This is a genomic window from Clostridium sp. DSM 17811, from assembly GCF_018861905.1.
GTDB lineage: Bacteria > Bacillota > Clostridia > Clostridiales > Clostridiaceae > Clostridium_AD > Clostridium_AD frigoriphilum.
Genome location: NZ_JAHLDU010000002.1, coordinates 61786 through 88158, shown reverse-complemented (window position 1 = coordinate 88158; position 26373 = coordinate 61786). Strand labels below are relative to the sequence as shown.

Annotated in this window: 22 protein-coding genes; 7 read left to right on the top strand and 15 right to left on the bottom strand. The window is 31.4% G+C overall.

Features of this window, described 5'->3' with window-relative positions; all coding sequences use genetic code 11:
* The first annotated feature begins 175 nt into the window (after positions 1-175).
* Both KPL44_RS03010 and KPL44_RS03005 read left to right on the top strand, forming a co-directional pair.
* Positions 176-1756: an ATP-binding protein gene (locus KPL44_RS03010; protein ID WP_216247265.1), complete on the top strand. Its 1581-nt coding sequence runs from the start codon at positions 176-178 to the stop codon at positions 1754-1756.
* Positions 1753-2448, top strand: a complete 696-nt coding sequence (locus KPL44_RS03005) for a response regulator (protein ID WP_216247262.1) — start codon at positions 1753-1755, stop codon at positions 2446-2448. The genes KPL44_RS03010 and KPL44_RS03005 overlap by 4 nt, the downstream gene beginning before the upstream one ends.
* Before the next feature lie 100 nt (positions 2449-2548).
* On the opposite strand, the gene KPL44_RS03000 is transcribed toward KPL44_RS03005, so the two are convergent.
* The 3 genes from KPL44_RS03000 to KPL44_RS02990 are packed head-to-tail and all read right to left on the bottom strand — an operon-like array spanning position 2549 to position 4369.
* Positions 2549-3304: a hypothetical protein gene (locus tag KPL44_RS03000; protein ID WP_216247261.1), complete on the bottom strand. Its 756-nt coding sequence runs from the start codon at positions 3302-3304 to the stop codon at positions 2549-2551.
* Complete coding sequence (locus tag KPL44_RS02995; protein WP_216247259.1) at positions 3304-3999, bottom strand: ABC transporter ATP-binding protein; 696 nt, start codon at positions 3997-3999, stop codon at positions 3304-3306. The genes KPL44_RS03000 and KPL44_RS02995 overlap by 1 nt, the downstream gene beginning before the upstream one ends.
* A complete protein-coding gene (locus KPL44_RS02990; RefSeq protein WP_216247258.1) occupies positions 3992-4369 on the bottom strand; it encodes a GntR family transcriptional regulator in 378 nt (125 codons plus the stop codon). The genes KPL44_RS02995 and KPL44_RS02990 overlap by 8 nt, the downstream gene beginning before the upstream one ends.
* A gap of 182 nt (positions 4370-4551) precedes the next feature.
* On the opposite strand from KPL44_RS02990, the gene KPL44_RS02985 reads away from it, so the two are divergent.
* Complete coding sequence (locus KPL44_RS02985) at positions 4552-6051, top strand: complement C1q domain-containing protein (RefSeq protein WP_216247256.1); 1500 nt, start codon at positions 4552-4554, stop codon at positions 6049-6051.
* Positions 6052-6201: 150 nt separating this feature from the next.
* On the top strand, positions 6202-6849 hold the full coding sequence (locus tag KPL44_RS02980) for a hypothetical protein (RefSeq protein WP_216247254.1): 648 nt from the start codon (positions 6202-6204) through the stop codon (positions 6847-6849).
* Positions 6850-6919: 70 nt separating this feature from the next.
* On the opposite strand, the gene KPL44_RS02975 is transcribed toward KPL44_RS02980, so the two are convergent.
* The 5 genes from KPL44_RS02975 to KPL44_RS02955 all read right to left on the bottom strand — a co-directional run bounded on the left by KPL44_RS02975 (position 6920) and on the right by KPL44_RS02955 (position 14489).
* Complete coding sequence (locus KPL44_RS02975; RefSeq protein ID WP_216247252.1) at positions 6920-8161, bottom strand: HAMP domain-containing sensor histidine kinase; 1242 nt, start codon at positions 8159-8161, stop codon at positions 6920-6922.
* 4 nt (positions 8162-8165) lie between these two features.
* A complete protein-coding gene (locus KPL44_RS02970; RefSeq protein WP_216247250.1) occupies positions 8166-8855 on the bottom strand; it encodes a response regulator transcription factor in 690 nt (229 codons plus the stop codon).
* A gap of 92 nt (positions 8856-8947) precedes the next feature.
* On the bottom strand, positions 8948-11137 hold the full coding sequence (locus KPL44_RS02965; protein ID WP_216247249.1) for a serine hydrolase domain-containing protein: 2190 nt from the start codon (positions 11135-11137) through the stop codon (positions 8948-8950).
* 143 nt (positions 11138-11280) lie between these two features.
* Positions 11281-13788 (bottom strand): ABC transporter permease, encoded by a 2508-nt coding sequence (locus KPL44_RS02960; protein ID WP_216247248.1) that lies wholly within the window; start codon positions 13786-13788, stop codon positions 11281-11283.
* Positions 13789-13802: 14 nt separating this feature from the next.
* The gene (locus tag KPL44_RS02955) at positions 13803-14489 is read right to left on the bottom strand and encodes an ABC transporter ATP-binding protein (protein WP_216247247.1); all 687 of its coding nucleotides are present in this window, start codon (positions 14487-14489) and stop codon (positions 13803-13805) included.
* A gap of 373 nt (positions 14490-14862) precedes the next feature.
* On the opposite strand from KPL44_RS02955, the gene KPL44_RS02950 reads away from it, so the two are divergent.
* Positions 14863-16074: a hypothetical protein gene (locus tag KPL44_RS02950; protein WP_216247246.1), complete on the top strand. Its 1212-nt coding sequence runs from the start codon at positions 14863-14865 to the stop codon at positions 16072-16074.
* 63 nt (positions 16075-16137) lie between these two features.
* Here the strand turns inward: KPL44_RS02950 and KPL44_RS02945 are convergent, their stop codons facing one another.
* The gene (locus KPL44_RS02945; RefSeq protein ID WP_253201601.1) at positions 16138-17415 is read right to left on the bottom strand and encodes an MDR family MFS transporter; all 1278 of its coding nucleotides are present in this window, start codon (positions 17413-17415) and stop codon (positions 16138-16140) included.
* A 332-nt stretch (positions 17416-17747) separates the two neighbouring features.
* Here KPL44_RS02945 and KPL44_RS02940 point away from each other — a divergent pair, with 332 nt between their 5' ends.
* Together KPL44_RS02940 and KPL44_RS02935 are read left to right on the top strand one after the other, a co-directional pair.
* The gene (locus tag KPL44_RS02940) at positions 17748-18230 is read left to right on the top strand and encodes a PTS sugar transporter subunit IIA (RefSeq protein WP_216247245.1); all 483 of its coding nucleotides are present in this window, start codon (positions 17748-17750) and stop codon (positions 18228-18230) included.
* 17 nt (positions 18231-18247) lie between these two features.
* Complete coding sequence (locus KPL44_RS02935) at positions 18248-18532, top strand: PTS sugar transporter subunit IIB (protein ID WP_216247244.1); 285 nt, start codon at positions 18248-18250, stop codon at positions 18530-18532.
* Between the two features lie 74 nt (positions 18533-18606).
* On the opposite strand, the gene KPL44_RS02930 is transcribed toward KPL44_RS02935, so the two are convergent.
* The 6 genes from KPL44_RS02930 to arcD form a co-directional block, all read right to left on the bottom strand.
* Positions 18607-19611, bottom strand: a complete 1005-nt coding sequence (locus KPL44_RS02930; RefSeq protein ID WP_216247242.1) for a LacI family DNA-binding transcriptional regulator — start codon at positions 19609-19611, stop codon at positions 18607-18609.
* Between the two features lie 133 nt (positions 19612-19744).
* Positions 19745-21265: a UDP-glucose--hexose-1-phosphate uridylyltransferase gene (galT, locus tag KPL44_RS02925; protein ID WP_216247241.1), complete on the bottom strand. Its 1521-nt coding sequence runs from the start codon at positions 21263-21265 to the stop codon at positions 19745-19747.
* A gap of 99 nt (positions 21266-21364) precedes the next feature.
* Positions 21365-22525, bottom strand: a complete 1161-nt coding sequence (locus tag KPL44_RS02920) for a galactokinase (RefSeq protein ID WP_216247239.1) — start codon at positions 22523-22525, stop codon at positions 21365-21367.
* Positions 22526-22746: 221 nt separating this feature from the next.
* Positions 22747-23697: a carbamate kinase gene (gene arcC, locus KPL44_RS02915; protein ID WP_216247237.1), complete on the bottom strand. Its 951-nt coding sequence runs from the start codon at positions 23695-23697 to the stop codon at positions 22747-22749.
* A 35-nt stretch (positions 23698-23732) separates the two neighbouring features.
* Entirely contained in the window at positions 23733-24854 is a 1122-nt protein-coding gene (locus tag KPL44_RS02910; protein ID WP_216247233.1) for an aminotransferase, read from the bottom strand.
* Between the two features lie 23 nt (positions 24855-24877).
* Positions 24878-26299, bottom strand: coding sequence for an arginine-ornithine antiporter (gene arcD, locus KPL44_RS02905; RefSeq protein ID WP_216247232.1), 1422 nt, complete (start codon positions 26297-26299; stop codon positions 24878-24880).
* Between the last annotated feature and the right edge of the window lie 74 nt (positions 26300-26373).

The following is a 26373-nucleotide window of genomic DNA, read 5'->3' as shown; positions in this document are numbered from 1 at the left end:
TTTGTTGGTATCATCATAACAACAAATTCAATATAATTAAATATTTAGAAAGTTTAAAATTCTTTGTGGTCATTAAAAAATCTTTGCATTATTTTTAACAATATATTATTCAAAACTAGATATGTTATAATTTCTGTAAACGTATCCTATAAAAAAGATATAAGAGGAGCTAAATATGAAATTAAAAACAAAGATCACTACTACTGTAATAGGAATTTTACTCCTGACTATTGGAAGTATATCTATACTTTCTTTTAATCAGATGAAAATAGTGCTTAAAGACCAATTTGGACGTAACCTTTTAAATATTGCAAATTCCGTCTCAATGAGTTATCTTGTTAAAAATTATTTAACAGAAAAAAATCAAATTAATGATGAAAACTTAAATAATCAGATAGAGGCTATAAGAATTAAAACTAAGGTTGAATTTATTGTAGTAATGGATATGAAAGGAATAAGATATTCACACCCTACTAAATCTAAAATAGGTAAGAATTTTGAGGGTGGAGATGAAAAACGTGTTCTCACAACTGGAGAAGAATATGTATCTGAGGCAAATGGAAGCCTTGGACCCTCTCTTAGAGTATTTACACCTATAATAAAAGATGGGAGACAAATTGGAGCAGTGGCTATAGGTAGCCCAATTTCTGAGGTTTATAATGAGATTTATTTAAAGATAGATAGCTTTATACCTTTTATAATACTCGGATTAATTTTAGGGGTTATTGCTGCAACTCTCTTATCTTCCAATATTAAAAAAGCCATTTTCGGTTTAGAACCAGAAGAAATAGCATTGATACTTAAAGAAAAGGAAGCTGTTATTGAAAGTGTTACGGAAGGAATTATAGCTGTAGATAAAAAAGGGAGAGTCACCTTATTTAATAGAGCAGCGGGAGAAATCCTTGGGCTAACGTCTGAAGACATAGGACGCCCCATAACAAATCTTTCTTATGAACATAAAGTTTCTGAAGTACTGAAACTTGGAAAGTATTTTGAAAATATAGAAATGAAAGTGAGACCAGGTTTAACGATTTTTTGCAAATATAATCCACTTAAAAATGATAAAGGTGAAGTAATCGGACTTGTAATGAATTTTAGAGATTTAACAGAAGTTAAAAAAATGGCAGAAGAGCTCACTGGAATAAAAAAAATGACTTGCTCCCTTAGAGCACAAAATCATGAATTTATGAATAAACTCCATGCTATATCTGGCATGATACAATTAGGTGAATACACAGATGCTGTAAAATTCATATCAACTGTTTCTAAAACTCGAAAAGATATTAGTGGAATTCTGCAAAGTCAAATTAAGAATGTATATATTGCGGCATTGTTACTCTCAAAATATAATAAAGCAGAGGAATCTAGAATAATATTTGAAATTGATTCAAATTGCAATTTAGATGAACTACCTCAATATTTGAGAGAAGACGAATTAGGATCTGTTATTGGAAATTTAATAGAAAATTCTCTTGACGCAGTAAGTACAAATGGGAATGGCTTTGTTCACTTTAAAATTTTCAAATTAGAAAACGAGTTGAAAATTCAAGTTAATGACAATGGACCAGGTATAAATACTGAAATAAAAGATAAGATATATGAAATTGGAACTACTACTAAAACGGGTCAGCGTGGAGTAGGTATGTATATTGTTAAAAAAATTATTGATGAGGCTTTCGGCACAATCGAATTTAGTGTAAACAATGGAACATGGTGGAATATAAGTATTCCTATGGAAAGGAGCATAAGCCAATGATTAAAGTTATGATTATAGAAGATGACCCTATGGTACGAGATATTAATACTAAATTTTTAAACCGAGTTGAAGGCTTTCAATTAATTAAAGCTGCTAGTAATCTTACGGATGCACAAAGTTTTATAAAAAAACATAAACTAGATTTAGTTTTACTTGATATTTATCTTCCTAATGAAAATGGAATAGATTTTCTAAAGTGGCTTCGAACTGAAGAAATTGAAGTTGAGGTTATTTTAATTACTGCTGATAAAACAACAGAACGAATTCAGGAATCTTTTCGATATGGCGCTCGAGATTATTTAATTAAACCCTTCACTTTAGAGAGATTTAAAGAATCACTCCTTAAATTTAAAGATAGATATTATCATCTTCAAAAGGAAAATATAATTGAACAAAGTGAATTGGATAAATATATTATAAGTAATAGAGCTTTAGCTGTTGAAGAAAATAATAATTCTGATTTAACTAAGGGTCTAAATAGATATACTTATGATACAATCTGGCAACAAGTTCAGCAAATAGGAGATAATTACACCTCGCCAGAAGAGCTAGGTGAAATACTCGGAATTGCAAGGGTCACATGCAGAAAGTATTTAGAATATATGAATAAAGAAGGAAAAATTGATATGTTAATTGAATATGGTAAAATTGGAAGGCCACAGCACAAATATAAGGTAAATCATAGTATTTAAAAAAATAGTAACACTGCTTAAATTTAAGCAGTGTTACTATTTTTTAATATATTCGCCCTTGGGTCACTTATACGCAACTTTCGGCAAGTGACAGTCACCTTTATGAAAGGTCTAATTTCTTGTCTATTAGATAAGAGGTGCTCATAAATAATCCAATAAAAACAATAATATCAAATATAGCACTAGCTATATTAATATTAAAAGCTGCCTCTGATGCTGTAGTACCAAAATTCAATGCATTAGCAGTATTTATCGAAAAATCACTCAAATTCAAGTTTTGAGGTAATAAAGTTGTAATTTTAGTAGATAACCAACTTATCACTATAGATAAAATTATAAAAATTACAAAAGAACCTATTTTGCCTAATTTTTTACCCTTTAAGGCTATTTTTCCGATAACCATGCAAAAGTATATAATAGTTAAAAAGTAAATAATACCCCATACATAATTAATTATGCTATATAATATTAGACCAGGCTTAATATTCGACAAAAAACTAAAGTCTATCTTGTCTGTTAGCGTTAAATAAGACATCAGAAAAGATACAACAACAATAATTGTTATTTGAATTAGTGCAGTTATAAGCCTTGATGTTATTATCGATTTTCCAGACTGTGGTAGCGTAAATAACAAGTAACCTGAGTCATTATGCAAATATTTGCTCATTATTTTTAATGAAGATATAAATATGACTATTATTGTAGCAACAATTAAGCAACCAGATAACCCAATAACTACATCACCCCATGAACTTTTCTTTGCCATAAGAAGCAAGTTAGCAATTATCACAACTATACAGCTTCCCATTATGGTTAAAAAATTTGCTCTTAATTCATATTTTACAAGTTTAAACATTACTGAAATACCTCCCTATATAATTCATCGATTGACATCTTCCTGCTCATTCGCAATTCCTCTGCATTTCCCTCTAGCACTATCTCTCCCTCAGATATAAATGCTACGTCATCAAAAATGCGTTCTATATCATTTACAAGATGAGTAGTAATTATCATGGAACTATCTTTACTAAAGTTATTAACTATAGCATTAAGTATCTTTTCTCTAGCCGTGGGATCTACACCACCCAGTGGTTCATCAAGTATATAAAGCTTAGCTTTTCTTGACAATACTAATGAAAGCTTTAACTTTTCCTTCATTCCCTTTGATAAACTCTTTACAGCGTCACTTTTATCAAGATTCATAAAGACCAATAATTCCTCTGCTTTTATCTCATCAAAATCAGAATAAAAGTCCTTGAAATATTTCACTGCATCCTTTACTTTCATCCACTTTAAAAGATACTCATTATCAGGCAAATAGGAAACTATCGACTTTGTATGGACACCAGGTACATGCCCATCTATTAGTATTTCACCTTTAGATTGATGCAATATTCCCGCTGCAATTTTTAAGAAAGTAGTTTTACCACTACCATTGGGTCCAAGAAGTCCTACAATTTTCCCAAGTGGTATATTTAAGTTTACACCTTGTAACGCCTTTTTATTTAAATATGATTTGCGAATTTCTTTTGCTTCTAATATATTATCCATTTTGTTTTACCTCCATAGTTTCTTTGGAAACAGCTCTGATTATTTCATTGTCATTAAAGCCTAGGTTTCTCATTCTAAGTATAAAAGAATCTATAACTTCCTTTGCCATTTCTCTTTTCAAATCATCTACCATATTTTCACTCTCCACCACAAATGTCCCTGTGCCTCTTTGGGTATAAACAATTCCAAGTCTTTCAAGTTCTTGGTAAGATCTCTGAAGAGTATTGGGATTTACATTCATGTTCGTTGCCATTTCTCTTACTGACGGTAATTTGTCATTTGATTTTAGTTTTCCTATAACTATATCCATTTTTATAATGTCCATAATTTGTAGGTATATAGGCGACTTGTCATTAAATCCTGCAACCATTTTTTATCTCCTTTCGCCATGTTGTTAACGTTCTAGTGAACTATATTAATAGTACACTAGAACGTTAGTAATGTCAATGATAAATTTAAAATATATTTCTTTAACAAAAAACGACATAGTGACATATTATGTGATGATAGTTTTAGATTTAAGATACTTACGAATTTAAGGGCGGTGTATCTATGAGTGAATCAAAAAGTAATTTATCTATTACAAATGAATCTATAGTTAATGAGGCTGACACTAATGATGATAACGGTGATACTGGCGCAACTGGTTCTACCGGAGCTACTGGAGCTACTGGAGTTACTGGGGCTGACATTAATGATGATGATACCGGCAAAACTGGTCCAACTGGTCCAACCGGAACTACTGGTACTACTGGTACTACTGGTACTGCCGGTAGAACTGGCGCTACCGGAGTGACTGGTGCTACTGGTATCACTGGTGCTACTGGCTATACCGGAGTAACTGGACATACAGGTGTAACCGGCGCTACTGGTAACACTGGTGCAACCGGCTATACCGGAAGGACTGGCACTACCGGTAACACTGGAGCAACCGGCTATACTGGAATAACTGGACATACAGGTGTAACCGGGGCTACTGGTGACACTGGTCCAATTGGTCCAACCGGAACTACTGGGACTGCCGGTAGAACTGGTGCAACTGGCTATACCGGAGTAACTGGACATACAGGTGTAACCGGGGCTACTGGTAACACTGGATCAACTGGCTATACCGGAGTAACTGGTGCTTCTGGTGACACTGGAGCAACCGGCTATACCGGAGTAACTGGTGCTACTGGTGACACTGGTGCAACTGGCTATACCGGTGTAACTGGGGCTACCGGGACTACTGGAGCACTTGGTGATACCGGAATGACTGGCGCTACTGGTAACACTGGTGCAACTGGCTATACCGGTGTAACTGGTGCTTCTGGTGACACTGGAGCAACCGGCTATACCGGAGCTACTGGATCACCAGGCTACACAGGAATAACCGGTGCTACCGGGGATACTGGTGCAACTGGCTATACCGGAGTGACTGGCGCTACTGGCAACACTGGAGCAACCGGCTATACCGGAGTGACTGGTGCTTCTGGTGACACTGGAGCAACCGGCTATACCGGAGTGACTGGTGCTTCTGGATCAACAGGCTACACAGGAATAACTGGTGCTACCGGGGATACTGGAGCAACCGGCTATACTGGAATGACTGGTGCTACCGGAGATACTGGAGCAACTGGTGCTACTGGCCCTGGTCTTAATTCGTTTTTAAATGGTTTTATAACTACAACTACTACAGAAATTCAAATTGGAGATACTATCAAATTTGATAATGTAATTGTTCAAGGATCTGATTACTCATATGATTTAGGAACAGGAATCTTTACAATTAACACGACAGGAATTTATGTATTCGACTGGAAAATGAGTATTACTCCAGATCCTGGAACCGTTTCTTTACAAATCGATTTAAAAAAACATCCTAGTGGAACATTTATTGGTGGTGTTTCTATTACAGCAACAAACCCAACTTTAAATGGCTCTTGTGTAGTTTACAGTGCAACAGCAGGGGAAGAGTTAGAATTTATTAACACTTCAACTGGTTCTATTAGTATAATATTAGTGGGTTTAAGTGGACCGATTGGAACTATAACTTCCTTCAGACTTCTTTAAAGTTAAAATAAATTTAAAACAATAATTAATTATTAAGCCTTTTACGTAAAAGTAGAAGGCTTTTTACATATTTTTTATATTCTTTTAACACAAAGTGTTATATTAACATATCATAAAAAGAAAATCTTATATTTAGGAATGGTGTATTTTATGAATAACTCAAATAATAATTGTAATAAAGAAGTCTTTTATTTAGGCCACTGGTATCACAATAATCCTTTTACAAATAATCGTTATTCTAAAAAAGATGAATATACTCGTAGTACTCATTTAAGCTGGCACTGTTGTGATGAAACTCCTTCCTGTTGCCAACATAGATGTAAAAAGGGGGCAACTGGCTGTACTGGTCCCACTGGGCCTACTGGTCCTACTGGCCCTGGTTTTAATTCATATTTAAATGGTGTTATAACTACTGAAAAAAGATCAATTGCGACTGGTGACATTATTATTTATGATAATGTAAATATTGTAGGTCCTGATTACAGTTATAATTCACTAACAGGTTTATTTACATTTAATACAACAGGTGTTTATGTATTGGACTGGAAGATATCTGTTACTCCAAATGCCGGTACCGTTTCTATACAAATTGATATGATAAAATTCCCTAGTCTAATTTTTGTTGGTGGTATATCTATAACCGCAACAAATCCACTGTTAAATGGTTCTAATATAGTTTATGCCGCAACAGCTGGAGATACTTTTGGCTTTGTTAATAATTCAACTGGTCCTATCAGCGTAGTATTAGTAGGTCTACTCGGACCTGTTGGAACTATAAGTATTCACAGAATCCTTTAATAAGACTAAACCTAATTTTAACCTATAATAAATTGTAAAGCCTTCTACATAAATATAAAAGGCTTTACATTTAGCATTTAATAAACGTAATTGTAAACATAGTTCCAATGTTTACTTTGCTTCGTACTTCAATTATGCCGTTATGTGCTTCAATTATTGATTTAGAAAGAGACAGTCCTATTCCAATAGAGTCACTTTTCCTTGCGGTCTTTGCTTTGTAAAATCGTTTAAATATATTTGGCAAATCAACCTCCGTCATCCCTTCCCCTGTATCCTCTATTGTAACCCTTGTATATAATGGGTTTTCCATAAGCGTAAGTTTTATGCTTCCCCCTGGAGGTGTATGTTCTATACCATTCTTAATAATGTTAATAAATGCCTCTTGAAGCCATAAAACATCATGATTAAACTCTATTTCTTCTTTTTCATTAAATATAATCTTAACCTGGCATTCAATTGCCCTACTTTCTAATGCCTCTATTGAATCATGCAACGTTCCATTTAAACTTTCTTCTTCTTTTACAATTTCTATGGCTTTAGCCTCGAGCTTTGCAAGCTTAAGCAAATTTTTGATCAAACAATTCATCTTCTCAAGCTGGTTTTGGTTGTTTAATAAAAATAGTTCATTTTGCTCAGGGGTCAGCTCCTTTGTAACCATAATATCGTTATATAAAATTACTGATGATAATGGAGTTTTTAACTGATGTGATATATCAGACAATAGATCTACTAAAAATTGTTTTTCTAGTCCTAGCTCACTTAAATTATTTTTAATAATCCCTCTCATAGAGTTAAATGAAATTGCTAGTTTTGAAAAATCCCCTTCTAGGTTTTCATTAATAGCTATGTCATAATCTCCTTCAACTACGCTTTTAGCCGCAAGTGTTAATTGTCTTATCCTTTTATAGAAAAAACTATATTGAAAATAATTGAGCACAAATAATATAGCTGCCATAAAAACAAAGATTAATATAGTTGAGTAATTATTTTTTATAATAGTTGTGCTAACATATGGAAAAAGTTGATCCTCTAAATCCTCCGTTAAGCCATACTCCTTTAAAAAAGTTTTTCCCCGTGTTGCTTCTTCCTCTGAAACCTCTTTTGTAATAAGAGGTATAATTTCCTTCTCCATTTTAGGTTCTTTCGCTACTACCCTTTGCGCAATTGCCCCCAAACTTTTTATGTAATCACTCTTTAAGTTATCATGATGTGATTTTAAGGTTAAAGATGTAATAATTAAAAATAAAGTCATTATAAATAACAAAGTAACCGTACTTATTTTAAGTTCTGAATTAATAAAATATTTTTTCATACATCTACCCCACATCTTTATTCCATTTATACCCTAGTCCACGCTTATTTACTATATACTCTGGCTGCCTTGGAATGTCTTCTATTTTATCTCTTATTCTTTTAATATAAACCGATAGAGTATTTTCATCAAAAAAAGGATCATCCCCTTCTAATAATTCACTCAATATCTCATCTCTTTTCATCAAAACATTAGGTTTATTCATAAATATTAATAAAAGCTTGTATTCTTGAGCCGTTAGATTTATGACTTCCCCATTTTTTCTTACTGTTCCTTTTATATTATCAACAAATATACTTCCACTTTTCATAAAGCTTTCTACGGACATATTTTTAGTGTTACGCCTTATAGCAACCTTTATTCTTGATAAAAGCTCTCTTACACGAAAAGGTTTTGTTATATAATCATCGCCACCTATTTCAAGGCCTTGAACTATATTAACCTCATCATCGAGAGCTGTTAAAAATATAATAGGAACCTCACTACTTTCTCTTATGTACTTACATAATTCATATCCATTTCCATCTGGCAAGTTAACGTCTAATAAAATTAAATCAAATGGTTCTCTATGAAATAAGTCTTTTCCGCCTTCTACTGTTGATGTTCTAAAAACTTCATATCCCCCATCTTTTAGAGAAAATTCTATGCCAAGTGCCAATGATTCATCGTCTTCAACTAATAATAATCTACTCAAATTCACCTCTCCACCTCTCACCCCTGGGGTGTAAATTTTTCCAAAAAACAGAGAAGATTATTAATAATCTTCTCTACCTACCTGGATCAATTTTATTCCTTATATTCAATATTAAACTCAGCCTGCACGTCACCTAAAAATACTATTGTTCCACCCTTAGGTAATGTAACTTCTTTGGCCCCTGTAATTAGAGAATTATTCACTAAAACTCCCTTACTATCATAAACTGCAACTGCTGCCTTTTCTGGTATTTTTATGGTAATTACCTTGCCAGCTGATTCATCACCTATTTTATACCATCTAGCATACCCATCACTACTAATTGTGCATGTAGATTCATTTATTGTTGGAAAAGTTTCAAGTGCAGCTTCTTCAACATAAGTAAAACCACCTCCACTTAGGTATTCAAGATTATTTTTTTTATAAAATGTATAATCCACTAGATCACGAGACAATATACCTGGTCCATCTAAAATAGCAACAGCTGAATTATTATCTACAATTTTATCGAATCTAAAATATCCTTCAAGCCCTTTTGTAAAACTAACTTGTACACTGGGACATGCTAACATAAATTCTGAGGAGTATTTCTCGTTTATTAAGAAATATTTCTTACCCTCCCTTTTTGCCCAAGCCTCTGAAACACTTTCTGTTAATTTATTTACATTCTCCTTTTGTGCTACATAATAATTTGATGCTGTTTGACCTAGTAAATGTAAACTTTGATAACCAGTTGCTTTAATATATATTTTCCCATTTTTCTCTTCTACGAATTTTAAGCTTGCCGACCCTTCGCTTGATACAAAAGTTCCATCCTTTGTATGAACAAAAGTTTGTGTCCCATATTCTGGTGCCTGAGGATTCGATAAACTTAATGTACCAGTTTTATCAATTTTGATATCAATAAATGCGGAAGGTGATACATATAATCCCTCATATTTTTTCACCACCTCTGTTGGAGCAGTTGTTTTTTCTGGCGCAGTAAATTTCTTATCTTGCTTGATTGCATTAATTACACCTTTTTCTTTTAATGCAGCAAGAAGTATTTCTTGAGCAAGTACTTGATCATAGCTACTACTTCCACCAGAAGTTACAACAGCCACCGCCATATTTTGTTCTGGTAAAACAGTTAAATTACTGTGATAAAGAATACTATCTCCGCCTTTAGTTAAAGCCTTGATATTATACAAATTAAATGGATAAAGATTCACACTATCCCATCCTAGTCCATAACCCAATGTATTATCGATATCGTCTGTCCAAATACCATTTAAATATTCTTTATTCTCCATTGCCTTTAAGGCTTCTTGTGAAAGTATTCCATTTGAATTTTTAGTAAATGTTGTTGCAAAAGTACATAAATCTTCTGCACTTGAGTAAACCCCGCCAGCACCAATAGCATTTAAGTTATCTGCTGGTAAATAATTAGAAACACCATTAAAATATGTCTTAGCTAATCTCTCTCTATCAAATTCACTAACTGGTGTTTTAGTATCCTCCATTTTAAGAGGACTCACAAAAGTATTTGTTATATAAGTTGTATAATCAATTCCTGTCACATGTTCCACTAGGATTTGAGCAAGTGTAAAACCATCATTACAATATACCGAGTAAGCTCCTGGATCTGCTTTAAGGCGTTGAGACTTTAATTGCTCTAAAAAAGTATCATGTGAGTATGTATCATTATCTCCAAAAAGAAGTGTATTGGAGAAACTAGATCCCATTAAGCCGGATGAATGATTTAACAACATTCTCACTGTAATCTTCTTGTATCTGTCATCTGCCATTTTAAACTCTTTAATATATTCCGTAATTGGAGTATCCAATTTAATTTTACCATTGTCTACTAATTTCATTACGGCAGTTGTTACAAACATCTTACTAACTGATCCAATACCATACATACTATCAGCTGTTAATGCTTTAGTATTTTCTTTTGAATATACACCTGAATTACCAGATAATACAATCTTTCCATTATCTATTAATGCATATTGTACACTTAAACTATCATAATCAGTAGTCATATGGAAAGCTTTTTCCTCTGCAACTAATTTCGTATCTACATAATCGCTTGTTGAAAAGCTTTTAGCCTTACTTCTATTACCTTGCTTTAATACTAATTCGCTGGTTTTAGTCCTTAAATTTTCTAGAAGTAAGCCATATACAGATTTTGTTGTCAATGGTCCTGTCAATGTATTGTTTGTAGCTAGAGCTGTCATTGATGATGTACATATTAGCATAATCAATGACAATATAAATATATGTCTTTTCGCCTTCATTTTTATAAGTCCCCCTTATGTTTATGAATATTCTCTGACAATATCATATTAACATAAAATAATGGGATATTGTTACTTAATTGTTTAATATATTAAGTGATACATCTTTAAAATGTAACTAAATAAAACAAGTCATAAATTTTCTAAAAATCTTCTCTGACTGATTCTATTAAATTTGATTGTTTAATTCTTGATAATGGTGATAATACAGATATATATCCAATAATTAGAGATGCTGCTGTTGCAATACCAATTGCCTGCCAAGGAACCATCCACCCAAATTCTCTAAAATTGCCCATTGATTCAAATAATAGGTATGATATTCCAGTTCCAACAATAGACCCATAAACTGCACCAACCACTCCATATAGAAGCCCTTCAAGCACTATCATTTTCTTTAACCCCTTTTGAGTTAAACCAATTGATTTTAATGTAGCAAACTCTCTTTTTCTAAGGATAATATTAGTTGTTAATGTGTTTACAATATTAACACTTCCTATTAAGGAAACTACCAATACAAATCCATACAATAATATTTTAACCATTAATATTGTAGATTTACTTTTTCTATTGTTGTCTATATTATTTATTACCTTTAAAGAAGAATTTGATTTTATGGCCGTTTCTATTCCTATTTTTCCTGTCTCTTCATCTTTTACATTTTTAAGAACTATGTTTAAATCTACTGGTTTGATGTCCTTTCCACCGGTTAATTTCTTTCCCAATTCTTCCGTTGTAATGATATTTAGTGCATTGTTATATTGAGTATTGTTGAAAGGAGAATTTTCAAGAATTGCCATAACCTTAACCTTTTGAATCTTGCCTTTCCCAAATTCTGTTTTTACTCCATTCCCTCCACGGTATTCACCAGTAAATTGAAGATCAATTTCATCCCCTACTTTTATATCTGCCATTGGTCCAAAATATTCTTTCTTCGTAACTTCGTCATATATTTTATTTTTATTAATTAAGATTACTCCATCTCCATTGTTTAGTTTTTCTATATCAATCCTTCCTGACTTTAAATATTTTTTGGAAACTTCTAAAGATTCCTTATCATAAATTACAACGGCACTTTCCATAAGGGTTTTCTTCTCTCCATCTAAAGTTGTTTTTTTATATATATTTTTCATGTCCTTAATTTCCTTAACTTCACTGTTTATGTTTATTGCCATCTGAAAGAGATATGGATCGTATACTTTGTATACCTTATCCACTGGCTTCAGTGCTTTAATATTATTTTCAATTTGATTATCTATGGTTGTATTTTCTGTGTTACCTCCATTACTTTTTACAACTGAAAAGTGAATATTTTTCGATTCATTAAGATCACTTGATATATTAAGTGACATATCCATGAAAGATTTAAATGTAACAAATAACACCACACTTATCACTATAGAAAAAACAGTTATTCTGTATCTTTTTTTATTTCTCTTTATATTTTTAGCAGCAAGTGCTCCTTCAAATCCAAATATTTTTTGAACTACTCTATTTTTTCTTCTTTTTATTTTCTCCTTTGTTATAGAAGTTCTACCACTTATCGCATTAAGTGGTGAAATCCTACCTGCAAAATATGCTGGCACCAGTGCTGATAGATATATTGCAAAAAGTCCCACTGCTGCACTTATGCTTAAAACCATAGGTGATATTGAAATTTTTATAGGAATAACTGAATCTGCACCTATTAATTTAAATGCTAAAATTATTCCATTTATTGCAATAAGACTACATATTAACCCTAGTGGAATAGCTATTGATGCTAGTATTGTTGCCTCTCTTAGCACAATCTTTCTAATTTGCCTTGGAGTAGTACCAATTGCTCTCAAAAGTCCAAACTGCTTAATTCTTTCCACAATACTTATTTGAAATGAGTTATATATTACTGCTATAGTTGCTATTAAAACTATTCCAATTATTATTGCAAGTGCAATATATAAACCTCTGAAACCTGAACTTTCATCTCCTGCCCCTAGCATTTGCAGCAAATAGGTATTTTCCTTAACAGAATTTTTATCGCCTAACTGCTTTAATTCATTTACCGCAGTTTTTAAATTTGTTTTAGAACTTATTTCTACGAGTAACCCTGCATTCGCTTTGCTAATATTATTATTCTTTGATAAGATTATTCCATTACCCTCTATCTGATTTTGTACATTATCCTCGAGTATTCCTACAAGAGTATATTCTTTATTATTAACATTAATTTTTTTCCCCACTTTAGCATTTTTATCAATATATGATGATACCCACTTTTCCATTGCCACTTCATTTTGTTTTTCTGGTAATCTACCTACCTTTGCATTAAAAGGGAAAAGTTCTAATGCCTTATCTGTTGCGGTTATTATATTAATATTTAATTTATTACCTATGTTTATTTCTTTACTCATAGTATAAAATCCAAACCTTGAGACTTTAGGATTATTAACTATTTTAGAAATTAACTTATCATTTGTTTTTTGAAATGCTATATGATAAGAACCCCCACTATTAATTGCATCCTGTATTTCTGCATCCTGAATTCCTTTAAAAAAGAGTCCTATTGTTGATATAAGTGCAACTGACAGCATTATTCCAACAATCGTAAGCACCGTTCTTTTCTTATTTTTCTTCAAATATTTCCCTGTAAGCTGTTTATAACTAGTTATCATGTTTTCCCTCCCCCCTAATTTATTTTTAAGTTTTTATCCGTAGTTATTTTACCATCTTCAATAGTAATGACCCGATCCGCCATATTTGCTATATTAAGGTCATGTGTAATAAGTATTAGTGTTTGATTATATTTTTTAGCAGTAAACTTTAATAATTCCATAACGTCTTTTGAATTTTTAGTATCAAGATTTCCTGTTGGTTCATCTGCAAGTATTATTGATGGCTTGTTAAATACAGCTCTACCAATTGATACCCTTTGTTGTTGTCCACCTGATAATTCCGACGGAAGGTGATTTTTTCTCTCGCTTAGACCAAGCACCTTGATTAGCTCCTCTAAATAAACTTTATCAACTTTATCATTATCGAGTAACGCTGGAAGAGCTATATTTTCTTCTACATCTAAAATAGGAAGTAGATTATAAAACTGAAACACAAAACCTATTTTTCTACGTCTAAACACTGCAAGTTTTTCTTCCTTGTAATCATAAATACTTTCTCCATCAATAACCACATTACCAGCGGTTGGTCTATCGAGTCCGCCGAGTAAATGAAGAAGTGTACTTTTACCAGAACCTGATGCCCCAACAATTGCTACAAACTCACCCTTATTAATTATTAAATTTATATTTTTAAGTGCCTCCACCTTATTCTCACCGGTGCCATATGTTTTATTTAAATTTTCGACCTTTAAAATCTCCATTTATATCTCTCCTCATTACATCTCGCGTAGCATCACTACACGTATTTATTTTTTTAAAATCACTATAACCATATTATACAACTGGTCTTCCTTGCACTCCATGTCACTTCACTTACAAATAAAAAATTAATCTTACAGTTCTGTAAGATAACCAGCTAAAAATAACAACTAGTATCATTTGTTATTTTTGAAAATATTAGTGTATTTAATTTTGCTTAATCAATTGTGTAATCCTTGTGCTTATAATATAATATATTTAATTAATGTTATTAAGAAAAGAATATAAGAGAAAACAATATATAAAAAGGAAGTGATTAATTTAGTGAGTATAGTACTTTTAGTACTAAAGTACCTTGCAAACTAAAGATAATATATGAAGATTGTAGATGTAATAAATCAAATTAATAAAATAGGTGAAGAAACAAAAGATAAAACTGCTCCTTTTCAAGTATTAAAAACATTCAAAAGTGGTCGTTCTGAGGCTGGAGTATTTATGGTTGAATATGGACCCGCAAATCGTGTAGGTATTTTAAAGGTAACTAAACGTAATGAAGGAGAGGTATTTCAAAAAGCCTATGAATTAGCATCAACTAACAATATGCAAAAGTATATTGCCAAACTTATAGCTAGTTATAAAATTCAAGACAAGAATAAAGCTATATTATATGTTAACTTATATGACTTAGCAGGAGATGATATATACAATAGTGAGACATTTTTGGACAAAATTCTAAATGAAGATGAACTTAAAGACAGTATAATATCGTCAATAACTAAATTTTTATTTACTTGGAATAAAGAACATGTAAAGAAATTCATTTCCCCAATGGAAATAATTAAAAATGAACTTTCATATAGATACATGGACGATAAATATGTACAAGCTTTTAAAGCAATTGGGGTAGATAAAAACATAAAATGGATATCTCTAGATGGAACAGATGTATTACTTCCTAACCCATATTATTTTTTTAATAATGAAAATGTTTGGAAAGATTTGACTGTAACTTGCCTTACAGGATATGCACATGGAGATTTTCAAGGAGACAATATTATTATAACTGAGGATAAACCTGTTATAATTGATTTTTGTGATCTTATAGAAGATTGTAATGTTTTCCATGATCTGCGGTATCTTGAGTCTATAACTCTTGGTGATTGTTTAGAAATAGATAAAGAATGCGATAGGGAATTATGGAGTAAAGTTTGTGAGAGTTTAAGTTTTGGAATAACAGATATAGACCTTCCACAAGGACGTGGTATGAGTTTAGTAAGGCAGCTTATGTCAAAGCTTAGACAAAACGTAAAATTAATTGTATCTGATAGTCGTAATAGTCTTTATGATCCATCATTTCATCTAGCTGGTACAGCTTCAGGATTAATTAATATGAGAAAATACACAAGCGTTAATAAGAAAAAAGCAGCTTTCATATATACAGCCTTTAATCTTAAAATGTTTCTAAAGGATGAAGCTGTTAATATGTATGATCCTAAATTAGATTCCTGTGTTGTATTTAATTGGAAAAATCAGAAATTAGGAAACAAACTTGTTGTTTTAGAGCCTTGCTCTACTACAATAATCTAGATAAGATAATATAAATGAGCAATAATGATTTCTTTGATTATTGCTCATTTTTTAATTAATCTACTAAACATCCTCGTAAGCCTCTACACATTCCACTCTTTCCTCTATATTTGTTTCGGACTTTATTTTTAGAACGTACATTCCTAAAGCTCCAAATAGTGATAAAAAGAAAACCAATGGCCACACTGCGTTAACCCCTAACCCATCCATATATTTACCCATAAGTGATGTGCCAAGAGCCCCTCCTATTGCAAAACTTAATGATGTAATTGCATTAAATCTTGCTCTAAAATTTTGCGGAGTATTATTGGATACATATACTCCAAAATTCGTCACATTCATAATTTCTCCAATTGTCCATATAAGCGTTGATATAATATATAATGGCATTGAATGGATAAATGTAATCATTCCAAATCCAATTGCATACAGAATTCCAGACATTGCAATTGCACTTAATGGATTCCAATTTCTTATTTTATTTGTTATAAAGATAGTCATAACAAGAACCGTTATAGCATTACAGCTTATAAGGATGCCATAATTTCTCGCTCCACTACCTCCAAAGACATTATCTAACATAATCGGTAGTGAAAAAACGTTCTGAGTATAAGTAAAACTTAAAAATATATTAATAATTAGAAAAATTATAATTTTAGGACGTTTTATTAAAGCTGTAAAAACATTACCAGCCTCACATTTTTCTTCATTTCTAATATGTTCGTCGTTATTGCAATCTGGCAATGTCTCTTTTATATTTAATACTACTAGAATTACAGCTACAAATGAAGTAACTGCATCACCTATAAATATAAGCGGTATATAATGACTAAATAAAAATCCAGCTACTAGTGGTCCAAGAGCCGCTCCTAAATTAATTCCTAGATATGATATTGAGAAGCCAATCTGCCTTTTTTCGGCAGGCAATACATCCGCTATAATTGCTGACATAATTGGTCTAACACCACCATTGAAAAATGAAGATATACAAACAAGCGTTATAACAATTTTAGGGCTTTTAGTAAACACGCATAAAAGCAAAAAAAATCCTGCACTAAATTGAAATATAGCATATGATTTTCTACGTCCAATATGATCTGCAATTTTTCCTCCAGCGATTGATCCAGGGATTGATGATAATGTAATAAGCATTACTGCGAATCCTGCACTCTTATAGTCAAATCCCATTTTCTTAACTAAAAATAAAGTTAGAAATGGTAAAACAAAATCCCCAAAACGATTTGTGACTTGTGCTAAAAATAAAATATAAATACTTTTAGGCAATCCTTTATATGTATCAAAATACCTCAGCTTTATCAGTCCTTTCATTAACATTTCCATAATTTTTACATGTATTTTAATATTCTACATTTTTATACAATTCCCTTTAATTTCTTTTTTTATATGCTTAAGCGTTAAATAAATCCTTTGACTCTTCTAATAACTCTTAAATAAAAAATTTATCCTAGTTATTTTACATAAAAGTCTATAAATTAGCTATAAATTACATCATAGATTTAAAAATATGCATTTTATGTAATTATTAGGTTATATTTGCACTAATTATTTTAATAAAATTGGTTGTTATAGATTTATTTTTACTATATAATTGATTTGTGGATTAATTTAATCATGTATACATTTACAGTGAACCTATGTTAGGAGGATACGATGTGAACCTAGAATTATATCATGAAAACGTTTTAGTATTTAGAAATCTAGAATTTTCAAATAGTATAGAAGCTTTAAATTTTTTATCCTCAAAACTATATGAAAAAGGTTATATAAAAAAAGAATATCAAATAGCTATTATAGAAAGGGAACAAAAGTATCCTACTGCTCTACCTTCAGTAGATATTAAAATAGCTATACCTCATGCAACTCATACTTTAGTAAATAAGGCAGCCTTATCTATAGGTATCCTTAAAAGTCCAGTAGAATTTAGATCTATGGGGGATAGCAATATTAAACTAAATGTACAAATTATTATAATGCTAGCTCTAAAAGAACCTCACGGTCATATTGAAATGTTACAGAAAATAGTTAAACTTATTAAAAATCCCGAAGCATTAAAATCAATTGTTAATGCTTCCTCAATCGAGGAAGTTTTAAATACATTAAAACCATATTTAATTAATAATAAAAAATTATCATAACCTAGGAGGAATTCAAAATGAAAAAAATATTGGTAGCTTGTGGAACTGGAATAGCAACTTCAACGGTAGTTGCAGTTAAAATCAAAGAAATTTGTGAAAAGGAAGGTATAGATGTAATTATAACTCCCTGTAAACTTACAGATGTTCAGTCAATAGTCCCAGATTATGATTTATTAGTAACTACAGGTACATTTGATGTATCAGAAATAAATGTTCATATAATACCCGCTATATCCCTGCTAACTGGTGTGGGTGAAGAAGACACACTTAATGAAATTATAAAAACATTAAAAGAAGAATAATCAAACTATATATACAATAAGCCGTACCCTAATTTATTTGGAGGGTACGGCTTATTTAAAAAGTAAACTATTCTCTATGAATTTGTTTTAATTTGCGAGCAACTACCTCTTTTTATAATTTTTGTTGGTATAACTACTTTTTTAGGTATTTCTCTTTCCTCTTTTAACTGCTCAATTATTAACTCTACAGCAGTTTCTCCCATAAACTCCATATATATTTTTACTGTAGTTAAGGGAGGTACTATAAACTGTGATGTTATATTATCATTATATGATATTACACTTATATCTTCTGGTATTCTTAGGCTAGCTTCACTTATAGCTCTATAAGCTCCTATTGCCATAGAATCATTAGCTACTATATACGCCGTTATATCATTTTTATCTTGTAATGCCTTTTTCATTAGCTCATAACCACTTTGTGGTGTAAATTTACCTATATACAAATTAGTTTTGTAATCTATTCCTCTAAGCCGCATTTCTTCTTTATATGTTCTCTCACGCCTATCCACAAAAATATCTTTACCATCATTAATGTATTCTATTCCACTAATAAAGCCAATTTTTTTATGTCCGAGCTTCTCTAAATAATTTAATATATTAATAGTTGCATACTTTAGATCACATACTACAGAATCATAAACATCACTTTGTGGTGATGAGTCAACAAATACTATATTCTCTGATACTGTTTTAAGCTTTTCCAGTTCCCTAATCCCAAATTTGCCAATAGCTATAATTCCATCTACTTCTTTTAAACCTATATTAAAAAACGGTGATAATTTTACCACTTCTATATTTTCACTAGCGCATTTTTTCTCTACAGCTAGTCTTATAGATAAATAATATGGATCTAGTACTTCCTCTTTTTCAGTGTACCAATTTGCTATAGCTACCTTAAATGTACTTTTCTTAATATTTTTATCATTTTTTTTAACATAATTTAATTCCTCAGCAACTTGAAATATCCTTTGTTTTGTAATGTCGGTTACATTTAATTTTTCATCAAAGTTTAATACCCTGGATACAGTAGCAATTGATACTCCAGCGCTGTTTGCTATATCTTTTATTGTTACCATTAATTTCACACTCACTTGTATTTTTGTTGTTTTGACAATACTAAAATCTTATTTCTCTAATTTATGATTAAAGAGTGAATTATTGTATAATCCACTCTTTAATCACCTTTTGAAATGTTTTAAAACCATTTCTCTATAAACTATTAATAAATTTATTAAAAGCTTGTTTCCCTTTAACATCTGTTTTAAATACTCCAGCCTGTTCTAGAACCTTTGAAAATACAATACCTATTTCTTTTTTTAATATTTCATCAACATTTTCTTCATTAATATCCGAATATTTTTGAGTGAGCTTTATTGCCCATTCTTTATGTTTTATAAGGTCCTCTTTATTATCTAGTTCCCTAAAGATATCTTTATCTTTATTATTTACTAAATAATAACTTAGCTCTTTTATCTCTGTTTTTAATCTTGCTGGTAAAACTGCAAGTCCCATAACCTCGATGAGTCCAATATTTTCTTTCTTTATGTTATGTAACTCCTTATGAGGATGGAAAATTCCGTCTGGGTACTGAGCTGATGTTCTATTATTTCTTAGAACTAAATCTATCTCGTATGATTCTCCTCGTCTCCTAGCTATAGGTGTTATTGCGTTATGTGGAGTATCACCTGTAAATGCACTTATGGTCACGCTCTCATCAGAATAATTCTTCCAAACTTTCAAAATGTGATCTGCGAGTTTTACGAGTATTTCCTTATCTTTACCATTTATTCTAACAACACTCATAGGCCACTTAACCCTACCAATTGTTACTCCTTCGTATCCTTTAACATTGAATTCTTCCTCTATAGGTGCCTTTGCCATAGCAAATTCATAGTTTCCACCTTGAAAATGATCATGACTTAATATTGAGCCTCCAACTATAGGAAGATCTGCATTAGATCCTACGAAATAGTGTGGATATTGCTCCACAAAATCTAGTAACCTTTTAAATGTTTCCTTGCATATTTTCATTGGCACATGTTCACCATTTAACACTATGCAATGTTCATTGTAATAAACATAAGGAGAATATTGTAAAAACCATTTGTCTTTATCTAACATAACAGGTATAAGCCTATGATTTCCTCTAGCTGGATGATTTATTCTACCTGCATAACCCTCATTTTCTTTGCAAAGTAAACAGGTAGGGTAAGCACTTGATTTTAAATTTTTAGCTCTAGCAATTTCTTTTGGATCCTTTTCAGGTTTAGATAAATTAATAGTAATATCTATATCTCCATAACCTGTTGCTACTTTCCATTTTAAATCCTTTTGCACTCTTTCCCATCTTATATAATTTGAACTTATACTTAATTTATAAAAATAATCCGTTGCTTTTTTCGGACTTTCCTTATAAAGCCTTTTAAATTCTTTTATTATTTCTGATGGCCTGCCTATTAAACAAGCCATTATTTTTGTGTCAAATAAATCCCTAGCAATTATGCCGTCATCGTTTATTACTTTATTGTCGCATGCCCACAAATTTATATTATCCAAAACTTGTTGCACTTCATATTCTTTATCTTCAATATTTTCTTCCTTAATCTCATCTAAAGATAAAGTTTCTAGAAGTCTGTTTTTGGTATATATTAAATCCTCTTGAGTTATTAATTGCTTATTTATTGCATAATAAAGCAACTTTTGGACCTCACTTGAAATATTTACTGCCATGTTATCATCTCCTAGTAGTTATCATCACCTACGGTGCTGTTCATCTTCTTCGAAGCTGCAAGTCATCACCTTCGGTGCTGTTCATCTTTTTCGAAGCTGTTATAGTTTTCTTGCACCATCACCTATTTGAGCTACATAAAAGATTGCTTCATGTCCTATTTTCTTCTTATATTCTTCCCCAACATTTTTAATGAACTCATCTACAAATTCATCTTTAACTATACTTACTGTGCATCCACCAAAACCAGCTCCTGTCATTCTTGACCCAATTACGCCTGGCATTTTCCATGCAATTTCAACTAAAGTATCTAGTTCTATTCCTGTAACTTCATAATCATCTCTTAGTGATATATGTGACTTATTCATTAACTCACCAAATAATTTTATATCTTTGTTTTCAAGTGCTTTTACAGCTTTTAAAGTTCTTTGATTCTCATAAATGGCATGTTTTGCACGTCTTGCACAAACTTCATTTTTTATAAGATGTCTGTTTTTTTCAAATACATCTTCATTTATTTCACAAAGAGCATTGATTTTAAGTTCACTTTGTAAATCTTTAAGAGCAGTTTCGCATTCTGATCTTCTTTCATTATATTTAGAATCAGCAAGACCTCTTCTTTTATTCGTGTTTGATATTACTATAGATGCTCCATCAAGTTTTATGCTTGAATATTGATATTTTAATGTATTTGTATCTAATAATATTGCTTTGTCTTTTTTACCCATACCTATAGCAAATTGATCCATAATACCACAATTTACACCTACATATTCATTTTCTGCCTTTTGACTATACTTAACGATATCTATCATACTAAGGTCAAAATTATATAAATCCTTTAAAACAACACCTGTAACTACCTCAATAGATGCTGAAGAAGATAATCCTGCACCATTTGGTATATTCCCGTAAAATAATATATCAAATCCACTATCTATTTTCATGCCGTTATTTTCAAAAACCCAAATTACTCCCTTAGGATAATTTGCCCAATCGTGCTCTTTGTTGTATTTCATGTCATCTATATCTATTTCCATTATTCCTAATTCTTCAAAATTCTCTGAATAAAATCTTATCTTTTTATCAGTTCGCTTTTTAATTAGTGCATAAGTACCAAAAGTTATTGCACATGGAAAAACATTACCACCGTTATAGTCTGTATGCTCTCCTATTAAATTTACTCTACCTGGAGCGAAAAAAACCTTTTCAGCCTCGCATTTATAAACCCTCTTAAACATATCTTTTAATTTATTAATCATAATTGAATTCCTCCCTATAATAAATAGTTTTCGTGTTTCTCTATATGTATAGGTTATCATTGTTTTAGTAAAATTTCAATAGTTTTAGTAAAATAATTATTTTTTATTATATTTCATTCAAAAAAATCATCCCATTAAACGGATATTCAACTATTTTTTAGTTGATTCCATTCAATAGGATGAAGTTATATATAAATATAATCTTATAATTTAATTCTAATCTATTTTGTTATTATTGTACCCGCTACTTCTCTTATTGCATCCTTAGCTTTTTCAAGGGATGTTATAATTGCTTTTCTACCCTCTTTTGCTTCGACAAATATAAGAGCAGCTTTTATTTTTGGAAGCATGGAACCAGGAGCAAATTGTCCTTCTTTCATATAAGTTTTAGCTTCTTCTGCTGTTATTTTTGAAAGGTTCTTTTGATTTGGTTTGCCAAAGTTAATAGCAACTTGCTCGACTGCTGTAAGCACAACAAGAAGATCAGCATTTATTAATTCCGCTATTTTACAAGAAGCAAAATCTTTGTCTATTACAGCTGGTACTCCCTTAAGGTTACCGTTACCTGTGTCAATTACAGGTATACCGCCCCCACCAACAGTTATAACAATATGTCCAGCATCAACTAATGTTTTAATAATAGGTTTTTCAACTATATCAATTGGTAATGGGGATGCCACAACTCGTCTCCAACCTCTATTAGAATCTTCCTTCATTGTATATCCTTTTTCAGTCATTAATTTATTAGCCTGCTCCTGTGTAAAGAAAGAACCTACTGGCTTAGTTGGGTTCTTAAATCCCGGGTCGTTTGCATCTACTATTACTTGTGTAATTACGGTAGCAACTTCTTTAGTTATTCCTCTTTTTCTCATCTCTGCCCTTATACTTTGTTGTAAATGATATCCTATATATCCTTGACTCATAGCACCGCATTCAGGGAATGGCATTACTGGACTATTTGCATTTATAGAAGCTGCGGCTTCATAAGTAGCTACAAGTTGACCTACTTGAGGTCCATTACCATGAGCAATAATAACCTCATGGCCTTCTTCAATTAAATCTACAATAGTCTCTGAAGTTTGCCCAGCTGTTATTAACTGTGCTTCTGCTGTAGTATCTTTCGGATTTGCTTGAAGGGCATTCCCCCCAAGTGCAATTACTATTCTTGACATATTAATTTCTCCTTTCATACCTAATCTAAATTAGATTATTTATCAAACTTTCTTAAATAAGCAGATAACTCTTTTAATCCATTTTTTAATATTTCTGTATGTGTACAGTAACCTAATCTAGCATGTCCCGGAACATCAAAACGATTGCCAGGTACTAAAAGAACCCCTTTTTCTTTTAAAATATCTATACAAAATTGCTCAACATCAATAGGTATGTCTAATTTAATAAATGATGTAGAAACATATTTCGGGAATACTAATGTAACACGTGGCTCATTTTTAACCCATTCTTTAACAATCTCTAAATTCGTATGAACAATTTTTTTATTTCTATCGTAGACTAATTCTTTATTTTTTAATATATGAACAGCTAGATAATCATCAAAAACGCCTGCACAAATCATAGTATAATCACGATATTTTCTAAATGAATCTGCGAGTTCTGTATTGCTAGCAATCCAACCAACACGTATTCCTGGAACTGAATATGTTTTTGATAAACTGTTAGTCGAAATTCCTTTATCGTATAAGTCTACTATTGAAGAAACAACAATTGAGGAATCCAAAGGTTTATATACTTCATCAACTAAAATATAAGCACCAACATTACTCGCAATTTTTACTATTTCTTTAAGAAAGTCATCATCAAATATAGTTCCAGTAGGATTGTTTGCATTATTCAAACAAATTAATTTTGTATTTGGACGTATTAATTTTTTTAGTTCATTAAGCTTTGGTAACCAATCATTTTCTTCATAAATTTCCCAAAAATCTACTTCGGCACCAAAAGACTTTGGAATATCATATAATTGCTGATAACTAGGGTGCATCGAAATCACATGATCACCGGGCTCGATTAATGAGTATAATGCTAAAAGATTTGCACCAGTTGCTCCATTTGTTTGTAGAATATTTTCAGGTGGAACATTTTTATAGAGTTTACTAACTTCTTTTTTAAAGTCTGGAGAACCCTCTATCCATCCATAGTTCATTTTTGTTTTTAATAATCCATCAAAAAATTCCTTTGGAGTTGTACCATCTATAGATATTATTTCTTCTAATGAAAATGATGCAATCGAACTTCCTGCTATATCATAAATAGCATCATTTTCCCAAACATTTAACCATTCTTCAACGCCAAAACTTGCAATATTCATATTAAAAACCTCTTTTCAATAATTTAAATAGCAACTTTTCCTATAGCTAATTGGTAAATGATATATATTGATCCTATAACAATTAAAGCAGTCAATATAGCTTGTCTCTTTGTTAACCAACTCTTTTCACCATTTTCTTTTCTAGCCATGGCAAAAAACACAATTCCAGGAATATAAGCTATAAGGCATAGCAAAGTATAGTTTAGTCCTGAAACTACTATTGCCCATATTTCAAAAATCACGGTAATTAAACCTACTATTATTTGTTTTATTTGTCCTTTTTCATGTCTGTTTAGATAAGATATTTTAAATTGGTACAATCCAACAAATAAGTAACATACGAGTATTGCAGCGGTACAAAGAGAATAAGCAAATTGGTATGCCTTATCGGTAAATAAGAAAGTAAAAATAAACAATTGAGTTAATGCCGCTGTGATAATTAAAGAAAAAGTTGGAGCACCAGCCTTATTTACTTTACCAAATACTTTTGGTAATAACTTTGAACGAGCCATTAAAAGAGTTGTTTCAGATGGTAGCATCGTCCAAGATAACCATGCACCTGAAATCGAGATTATTAAACCTACGTTTATAAATGCAGCTCCCCAAGGTCCAACAATATCTTTTAAGATATAAGCCATTGAAGGAGTAGCTAATTTCGCTAACTGATCTTTACTCATAACACCATAAGGAATCATTGAAGCAAGAATATAAATAGTTAATAATCCTATTAACCCAAGAATAGTTGCTCTTCCAGCTTCAGATTTTTTATTAGCACGAGAAGATAACATAGAAGCTCCTTCTATACCAACAAAAACCCACATCATTACCATCATACAACTTTTAACTTGTGAGAATATATCTGATAGCTTAAAATTAGTAGATATGTTACCCCAAAAATGATTTGTGAATAAATCTACCTTAAAAGCCACAATACCTATTACTATGAATAAAAAGATAGGTATTAATTTAAATATGGTAACTACTGTATTTATGAGTGCAGCTTCCTCAACACCTCTATTAACTATGTAGGTAAGTACCCACATAATAATACTTGCACCAATAATCGAGGCAACATTTTGCCCATTCCCAAATATAGGAAAGAAATATGAAAGTGTACTCATAAGCATTGTAGCAAATGCTACATTACCAAGCCATGCGGATAACCAATACCCCCATCCACTAATGAACCCTCCAAATTTTCCGAAACCATCTTCTGCATAGCTAAATATACCATTTAATTCAGGTTTTTTTAATAATAAATTATTAAAAGATAACGATAACATTAAAATACCAAAACCAACAATTATCCATGCAATAATTGCAGGTCCTGCAGCAGCACCTGATGCTAAATCACCCGATATATTAAATATACCAGCACCTATTGAGGAAGTAATAACTAGTGCTGTTAGTGAAAATACGCCTAGTTTTTTAGATTTATCAGCCATTTTATAATCTCCTTCTAACCGTACTTGCAATATTGGAATTTGGCGAGAGTAATAATATTACCCTCCCCAAAGTT